This window comes from Mesorhizobium sp. P5_C1, assembly GCF_054049815.1.
This window is the reverse complement of sequence record NZ_JBFULQ010000331.1, coordinates 1-6,315: the sequence shown is the minus strand read 5'-3', so window position 1 is coordinate 6,315 and position 6,315 is coordinate 1. Positions and strand designations below refer to the sequence as shown.

General features: G+C 61.9%; 7 protein-coding genes and 1 pseudogene. 4 read left to right on the top strand and 4 right to left on the bottom strand.

From position 1 onward, the window contains the following. The 3 genes and pseudogenes from ACXJ7R_RS22130 to ACXJ7R_RS22120 all read right to left on the bottom strand — a co-directional run. A pseudogene (locus ACXJ7R_RS22130) lies at positions 1-197 on the bottom strand (MarR family transcriptional regulator); the annotation flags it as partial. Positions 198-435: 238 nt separating this feature from the next. Further along, the gene (locus ACXJ7R_RS22125; protein ID WP_095081139.1) at positions 436-858 is read right to left on the bottom strand and encodes a DUF6163 family protein; all 423 of its coding nucleotides are present in this window, start codon (positions 856-858) and stop codon (positions 436-438) included. After that, a complete protein-coding gene (locus ACXJ7R_RS22120) occupies positions 855-1,898 on the bottom strand; it encodes an enoyl-CoA hydratase/isomerase family protein (protein WP_457153715.1) in 1,044 nt (347 codons plus the stop codon). Before ACXJ7R_RS22120 ends, ACXJ7R_RS22125 begins: the two co-directional genes overlap by 4 nt. A gap of 188 nt (positions 1,899-2,086) precedes the next feature. Between ACXJ7R_RS22120 and ACXJ7R_RS22115 the strand changes: the two genes are divergently transcribed. From ACXJ7R_RS22115 to ACXJ7R_RS22100, 4 genes are all read left to right on the top strand, one after another. Then, complete coding sequence (locus ACXJ7R_RS22115; protein ID WP_457153716.1) at positions 2,087-2,578, top strand: pyridoxamine 5'-phosphate oxidase family protein; 492 nt, start codon at positions 2,087-2,089, stop codon at positions 2,576-2,578. A 3-nt stretch (positions 2,579-2,581) separates the two neighbouring features. After that, a complete protein-coding gene (locus tag ACXJ7R_RS22110) occupies positions 2,582-3,412 on the top strand; it encodes a DUF2066 domain-containing protein (protein WP_457153714.1) in 831 nt (276 codons plus the stop codon). 110 nt (positions 3,413-3,522) lie between these two features. Beyond that, on the top strand, positions 3,523-4,554 hold the full coding sequence (hemB, locus tag ACXJ7R_RS22105) for a porphobilinogen synthase (RefSeq protein WP_095085711.1): 1,032 nt from the start codon (positions 3,523-3,525) through the stop codon (positions 4,552-4,554). Positions 4,555-4,752: 198 nt separating this feature from the next. Continuing rightward, the gene (locus ACXJ7R_RS22100) at positions 4,753-5,400 is read left to right on the top strand and encodes a dihydrofolate reductase family protein (protein ID WP_457153713.1); all 648 of its coding nucleotides are present in this window, start codon (positions 4,753-4,755) and stop codon (positions 5,398-5,400) included. Positions 5,401-5,498: 98 nt separating this feature from the next. On the opposite strand, the gene ppk2 is transcribed toward ACXJ7R_RS22100, so the two are convergent. After that, the coding region (gene ppk2 / locus ACXJ7R_RS22095) for a polyphosphate kinase 2 (protein WP_457153712.1) at positions 5,499-6,315 on the bottom strand (817 nt) is incomplete at its 5' end.

Genomic DNA, 6,315 nt, shown 5'->3' with positions numbered 1-6,315 from the left:
ATGTTGAACAGCAGCAGCGCCTGGATGGCATTGATATCGGAGCGGCCGTTGCGGTCGAACTCGTCCTTGATCACGTCAAGCAGGCGGCGGTGCAGCCGCTCTACAAGCTGCAGCGATTCCATGTACAGCGAGCGGATAGCCTCGCGGCGGTCGTCGGATACGTTGGCGGTCTTCGCCGCCGGACGCGAATTGATCATTGTCTTTGCCTCTCGTTTGTCGCCCTGGTGATTTTTTGTTTTTCACCTTGATCGCGACACTATCGAATACTCATAAAATTCGACTTAAACGCTAGGGCTAACAAGAGCTTACCGGTAAGAGGTTTCGAAAGAGGCTTAACGAACGGTCTCCCGAGCAAGGATAATTAACCTAAAGATTTAGCCAACAATTGCGGGGCCGAATTGAGGCAGCCGCCAGGGCGCCAATGGGCTCAAGGGGTTAGTGCCGCACCGGTCGTTTCTGCAGCCAGATGATCACGCGGAAAGCGATATAAAGCAGCGCCACGACCGCATGCGAGACGACGATGAGCATGCGGTGGCCGAAAAGCTCGGGAAAACCGGCATACATGACCGTCTCGGTCACCGCGCAGATAAACCAGATCACAGGCCCCCAGGACGCCAGCATCCACAGGCCGGCCGCCGCGAAGGGGAAAAACACGGCAAGCATCACCGCCGCCACCTGCCAGTGCACCGGCATAAGGTCGAAGCGCCACAACGAGCCCGGATAGAAGCCGATCAGCCTGATCCAGTAGAGAATGCCGAACAGCAGGCAGTAGCCGGCGACGACGCGCTGGAACCAGGCGAAGATCAGCTCCACGCCCGAGGGCTGCAGCACGACGCGTCTGGAGGTCACCTCGCTCACAGGTCGAGCTCCCGCTCGCCGAGCGAGGCGAAATAGGCGTCGACATCCGCCTCGCTGACCGCGCCGAGGCTCGCCGGCCGCCATTGCGGCTTCGAGCCCTTGTCGATGATGGCGGCGCGGATGCCTTCGTAGAAATCGTGGCCGGCCAGCATCCGGTTGAGGATGCGGAACTCCATCTTCATGCAGGCGTCCATGGACATGGTCAGCCCGGCGCTGATCTGGCGCCAGGCGACGCGCAGGCTGGTCGGAGAACGCGTCCGGATCGTCGCCAGCGTCTTGGCCGCGAACTCGTCGGCGCCTGCCGCCTGTTCCAGGCTGTCGATGACAGCCTTGAGGGATGGTTGCGAAAAATGACGGACGATCGCCTCCAGCGTCGGCCTGTCGGTTTCCCGTTTTGCCTGGACGAAGAAACCGCGCAACACCGATTCCGGATCGCCGGTCAGCGTTAGCCGGTCGAGGAAGCCGCCCTGGTCCTCGGCCTTGATGGTGTGGGTGGCGAGCCCTGACCACAGCGCGTCGCCATAGCGGATGCGATTGCCGGTCAGCGCCAGATACATGCCGAAGGAGCCGCCGAGATCGGGCAGCAAATGGCTGGCGCCGACATCCGGGAAAAAGCCGATGCCGACTTCGGGCATGGCGAACTGGGCATTTTCGGTCATCACCCGGTGCGAGCCGTGGAAGGAGATACCGACGCCGCCGCCCATGACGATGCCGTCGATCAGCGCGACGTAAGGTTTCTTGAAGCTGTTGATACGGGCGTTGAGCCGGTATTCGTCGGCGAAGAACTCGACCGGCGGCTTTCCAGCCCGGCCAGCCTCGTAGATATGCAGGATGTCGCCGCCCGCCGAAAACGCCCTGCCCTCGGCCTTGACGACAACGACATCGACGCCCTGGTCGGTCTCCCAGGCGCAAAGAGCAGCGTCGAGCGCCCGGATCATGCGGTGCGTGACGGCATTGAGCGCCTGCGGTCGCGTCAATGTGACGACGCCGGCCCGGCCCAGATGTTCGAAGCGGATCTCGTCGCCTCCGCCAAAATCCATCGTGAAAGAATCCCTCCCCCGCGCCGCCGGGATTGAAGTGCTAAAGCGTGGCGCATGGGTGCGTCAATGCCAAGCCCGGTCGATGTCGGGTCAGTTTGCATTTCAAGAGAGGCAAGGCGCCATCCTTTGCGTCGCGGCCGAATGGGTGCAACCATCCGTCTGTGAGCCTATTGGGAGATTATTTGGCGATGCCGCGAGAGTTCGACCCGGACGATGTTCTCAGTCGCCCGCTAATGGCGAATTTGGCGACCGTCAGCGCGGACGGCGCGCCGCGCAACGCGCCAGTGTGGTTCATCTGGGAGGACGGTGCGATCTGGCTTCTCGGGTCATCGGATGGAAGCGCGGTAAAGCATCTTGAAAGAGACCCGCGCTGCGCGGTGGAAATTGTTCACTTCGACAACAATGGCGGCATCTTGCTGCACCTCGGACTGCGCGGCACCGCAACCATCGAACCGATGTCGCCAGACCGCTTCAAACGGCTCCTTCACAAATATCTCGGCCCCGAAGCAAGCTGGAACGAGTGGTTCATCGACAACGTGGCCCAGATCGAACATCCAGACGGGCGCATGATCAGGCTTGCCCCTGCCAGCATTTTCACCAACAACGTATCGTTCTTCAGAACCGGCCCTGACCTTGCATGGCCGCCATATATCGACGACGGGTCTAGAAGCGAACGGTGAGCCATGCCGCAGTTTTTGCGCCTCGCACTTGTTCTGGGTGGCCTGCTGACCTTCTGGGCCATCAATGGCCTGGCCAGGGCGGCCGATCTCGAGGATCTCTATCAGTCGCAGACCATCGTCAACGGTAAGTATGAAAAGCATCGCGAGGTCGGCTTCAAGTTCTGCCTCGACGCGGTCCTGGTCCGGGTTTCCGGCGATCAGCGCCTGCCGGCGAAACCGGAGATGACGGCACTGCGCGACAAGGCCGGCAGCTTCGTCGCCAGCTTCCGCTACCGCGACCGAATGGAAGGCATTCCCAACCATGATGATCAAGGCACGTACGACCGGCCTCACAATCTCTATTGCCAGTACAGGCCGGCGGTGATCGATCCGGTGCTGGCCTCGCTCGGCAGCAGGCCGTGGCTGACCGAGCGGCCACGGCTGGCGGTGTTTTTGGCGGCCGAGCGCGACATCAGGCATTTCGCGCTCGATGCCGATGACGAGCGCGGCGTGCTGATGCGCGAATCGTTCAGCAATGCCGCAGCGCCGCTCGCCATGCGGGTGACTTTCCTCACCGCAGCGCTGCTGTCGCAGGCTGGGCTGGACGACAGGACACTGCGCGACGCGGACATGGCAATGCTGGACATGGTTGCGAAAAAGGCCGGCGCCGATCAGGCACTCTCCGGCAGCATCGTGTGGAGCGACAAGGAGTTCGGCTGGATTGCCGACTGGCGGCTGGCCATGGCCGGCAAGACCTACACCTGGCAGGTGCGCGGCGTTTCCTTCGACGAGGCTTTCCGCGTCGCCATGAGGGGCGCGGCGCAGATCCTGTCGGGCAATGGGCAACCGGAATAGACCTCGACCTGATCGCTGGCACAAACGTGTTGCATTGGTCAGCGGCAAGGGCTCGTGGTAAAAGCCGCCGAACGAGAGTTTTGGCGATGAACAAATTCACCCCGACGGCGATGAACAAATTCACACCGGCAAAGCCAGCCGGCACGCGCAGCGTCGATGACATCACCGGCAGCCGCCGCTTGCGCCGCATGCGCAAGGCCGACTGGTCGCGCCGCCTCGTGCAGGAGAACCGGCTTACGGTCGACGACCTGATCTGGCCGATCTTCGTCGTCGACGGCAGACAAGTGCGCGAGCCGATCGCCGCCATGCCGGGCGTCTTCCGCCTGTCGATCGATCTCGCCGTCAAGGAGGCCGAACGCGCGGCAAAGCTCGGCATTCCCGCACTCGCCACCTTCCCCAATGTCGATATCTCCCTGCGCGACCAGACCGGTTCGCACATTCTCGACCCCGACAACGTCATCAACCGCGCCACCCGGGCGATAAAGGACGCGGTGCCGGAGATCGGCATCATCACCGATGCCGCGCTCGATCCGTTCACCAGCCATGGCCATGACGGCATCCTGCGCGACGGCATCATCGTCAATGACGAGACGGTGGAACAGCTGACCGCCGCGGCCGTGATCCAGGCGGCAGCCGGCGCCGACATCATCGCGCCGTCCGACATGATGGACGGCCGCATCGGCGCCATCCGCGACGCACTCGACGCCAACGGTTTCCAGGACGTGGCGATCATGTCCTATGCGACCAAGTTCGCCTCGGCCTTCTATGGTCCCTATCGTGAGGCGGTCGGCACCGCCGGCCTGCTCAAGGGCGACAAGAAGACCTATTATATCGACCACGCCAATTCCGACGAGGCGGTGCGCGAGGCCGAACAGGACATCGCCGAGGGCGCCGACATGCTGATGGTCAAGCCCGGCCTGCCCTATCTCGACATCATCCGGCGGCTGAAGGATGAATTCCAGATGCCGACCTTCGCCTACCAGGTGTCAGGCGAATATTCGATGATCAAGGCCGCCGGCGCCAATGGCTGGATCGATGGCGAGAAGGCGATGCTGGAATCCCTGCTGGCCTTCAAGCGCGCCGGCTGCGACGGCATTTTGACCTATTTCGCGCCCGAAGTGGCAACGATGCTGAAGGGATAGTTTTCTCTTCCCACCGATGGCCGGTCGCGGCAATGCCCGGCGGCCTCTCGATATCAATGACAATTTCCAGTGTCCGGTCGGGAGCCCCAGCGAAGGTCRTTGGACCAATCGCCGGGGTTTGCTGCATCCATATAAACTGCTTGCATTTCGCAATCAGTTTGCTACTCCTTTGCGCAACTGGTTATGGAGGAGGCTTTCATGTCCAAACTTCGCGTCAATGCTTTCACACTGTCGCTCGACGGCTACGGAGCCGGTCCCGATCAGACTCTGCAAAATCCCCTCGGCGTCGGTGGCGAAGATCTGCATAAATGGTTTGTCGACACCCGCACCTTCCGCAAGATGGTGCTCGGACAGGAGGGCGGCACCACCGACACCAACGAGGCGTTCGCGGCGCGCAGCTTCGAGAATGTCGGCGCCTGGATCCTCGGCCGCAATATGTTCGGGCCGATCCGCGGCGAATGGCCTGACGACAGCTGGAAAGGCTGGTGGGGCGACAACCCACCTTACCATGTGCCGGTCTTCGTGCTGACCCACCACGAGCGGGCGCCGATCACGATGGAGGGCGGTACTACTTTCCACTTCATCACCGACGGCATCCATTCGGCGCTTGAACAGGCGAAGGCGGCGGCGAATGGCAAGGACGTGCGGGTCGGCGGTGGCGTCGCGACCATCCGGCAATATCTGCAGGAGAAACTGATCGACGAGATGCATCTGGCGATCTCGCCGCTGCTGCTCGGTGCGGGCGAGAATCTCTTTACCGGCCTGGACATGCCCAAGCTTGGCTATCAGTGCAGCGAGCAGGTGGCGACGGCGCTCGCCACGCATGTGGTGATCAAACGGGCTTAGGTTTCAGACGCGTAGCCTACGCCGCGATCCTTCCCGTGCCCCTCTGTCCTGCCGGACATCTCCCCCACGAGAGGGGGGGATTTAGCAACCCCAGACAGTCAATACTTCTCAGGCACGTAGAGTTCGCGCGGCAGCGTCTGGCGCTCGTATTCGGGATTGAAGACGCGCTCGGGCAGCGTGATCTCCTCGTGCGGCACCTCTTCATACGGCAACTGCTTGAGCAGATGGTCGATGCAGTTCAGCCGCGCCCGCTTCTTGTCGTTGCCCTCGACGATGAACCAGGGCGCCTCGGGAATGTTGGTGCGGGCGAAGGTCTCTTCCTTGGCCTTGGTGTACTGTTCCCAGCGAACGCGCGACTGCAGGTCCATCGGCGACAGCTTCCACTGCTTCATCGGATCATGGATGCGCATCAGGAAGCGCATCTGCTGCTCCTCGTCGGTGATCGAGAACCAGTATTTGACCACGGTGACGCCCGAGCGGACCAGCATGCGCTCGAACTCCGGCACGTCGCGGAAGAATTCTTCGACCTGATCGGGCTCGGCAAAACCCATCACCCGTTCAACGCCGGAGCGGTTGTACCAGGAGCGGTCGAACAGCACGATCTCGCCGCCGGCCGGAAGATGTGGCACATAGCGCTGGAAATACCATTGCGACTTCTCGCGCTCGGTCGGCGCCGGAAGGGCGACGACGCGGCAGATGCGCGGATTGAGACGCTGGGTGATGCGTTTGATGACGCCTCCCTTGCCGGCGGAGTCGCGGCCCTCGAAGATCACCACCAGCTTCTTCTTGTGATAGGCGACCCAGGACTGCAGTTTGATCAGTTCGGACTGCAAGGTGATCAGGTCGCGAAAATACTGCATGCGATCGATCGATGGCGGATGCGAGTTCTTGTAGATCTTGGCGATCTCCATCGAC